Source organism: Frankia sp. CoBUL1, assembly GCF_978021245.1.
This window is the reverse complement of the sequence record NZ_CDXDOS010000007.1, coordinates 40,206-41,834: the sequence shown is the minus strand read 5'-3', so window position 1 is coordinate 41,834 and position 1,629 is coordinate 40,206. Positions and strand designations below refer to the sequence as shown.

Here is a 1,629-nt window from a genome sequence, read left to right as displayed (position 1 = left end):
GGCTCAGTGACCGGGGGCGAGTGGCTCCATAAGAGCTTACGAAGCAGAACGTCATTATCTCGCCCGTTTTGGCGGTGTACTGACCGGTTGATGGCGCCAATGCGGCTCGCGATAAGCTCGGGTCACGGCCAGGCGATAACACGGTGCGTATCGATCGGGCGGGTACGTCGCCCACCGGGATATGCCGCTGCTGGCCTACCCGGGAGCGGATGGTAATGTCCGCCTTGTCCTAGTCCGCTGTTCTGGCAAGCAGCGGGTCCAACTGGCCAAGGCACATCGCGGTTCTCGGTGCTGGCGCGCTCCGGGAAGGTAGGCGATCGTGCTGGGGGGTGGCGCGGTCTGAGCATGACAGGTGGAGCAAACCGTGACATGCCCTGCCGGGGACACGCCCTCGGTTGATTTTGTATCCGCTGCGCCCGTGGTCGAGCTGGACCGGCCATACAGCCAGCAGCGCTGGTCGCTGATGCTCCCGCACCGTGATCGGCTCATCCACATAGCCCGTAGGCGGTTGCCGAGCAAGGCCGACGCGGAGGACTGCGTACACGAGGCATTCATCCGCGCCGCCGGATTTCGGGATCTCGACGCGAGCCGGGTCGGGCAGTTTCTGACGACGACGGTGCTACGTCTCTGCGTTGATCACCATAGAGCTCGTCAGCGTGCGGAGCGGGCGGTCGTGCGCGGCTATCTGCAGCCGTGGGAGCCGGCCCCGGACGACGCCGTCTGTGACCGTGCGGAAGCCCGCTGGCTGCTGGCCCGGGCCGGGGGACTGCAGGGCCGGGAGCGTGAGGTGATCATGGATCGGGCGGCCGGGAAGAGTACCCGGGAGGCGGCCGCGGATCTGGAGATCAGTCTCAAGGCGGCCGAGGGAGCGTTCACCCGCGGACGTGCCCGTCTTATTTCCTTCTCTCGGAACTGATGCTCCGCAGCCGCAGGCCCCGCGGGGTCGGGTGGAAACCGGCGCGCTCCAGGGCGGCACCCAGGGTGCTGCCGACGATCGTCTGGCCGTCCGCCTTCTCCACCGTGAGCCTGCCGAGCAGGCCGTCCCGCACGGCGCGGGCCAACGCCTCCACCGCCGGGGCCACCCGATGGTCGTCCTCGGTCCATGACAGCAGGGAACGGCCCCCGCGTTCCACGTAGAGGATGAGTTCCCCGTCGATGATGACGACCGTCGCGCCCGCCTTGCGCCCCGGCCGGTGGCCGGCGGCGCCGTCCGCGTCATCCCCCGGTCGGGTCGGCCAGGGCAGCGCGGCACCGAACGGGTTGGCCGGATCGGCCGCGGCCAGGACGACGGCCTGCGCGGACGATGAGCTCGGTGGGCCGGCCGCCGGCTGCGCCCAGGCCGGGGCCGCCTCGGCGTCCCGCTGTGCCGCGGCGATGGAGCGCAGCCGATCGACCGCTCCCGGGACGGCGAACTGGGCCGCGCCCAGGGACTCGACGAAGTAGCCCCGGCGGGCGCGGCCGGCGTCCTCGAAGGCGCTGAGGACCCGGTAGACCCCGGCGAACCCGCCCGGGTGCCGCTCGCTGGTCACCGCGCCGCGGGTGACGATGCCGTGGCGCTCGAGCAGCGCCTCGGCCAGCGCGTGGGCGCGCCGGGTCGGGTCGGTGTCCCGCTCGGGCAGCAGCGACCAG

General features: G+C 71.1%; 2 protein-coding genes. One reads left to right on the top strand and one right to left on the bottom strand.

The genetic code is table 11. The features are described from left to right. Positions 1-418: 418 nt before the first annotated feature. The gene (locus tag AC08OX_RS01855) at positions 419-916 is read left to right on the top strand and encodes an RNA polymerase sigma factor (protein WP_476606197.1); all 498 of its coding nucleotides are present in this window, start codon (positions 419-421) and stop codon (positions 914-916) included. Here the strand turns inward: AC08OX_RS01855 and AC08OX_RS01850 are convergent. Continuing rightward, positions 894-1,629: Lhr family helicase (locus AC08OX_RS01850; RefSeq protein ID WP_476606196.1), on the bottom strand; the 736-nt coding region annotated here is incomplete at its 5' end. The two genes, AC08OX_RS01855 and AC08OX_RS01850, sit on opposite strands and share 23 nt — an antisense overlap.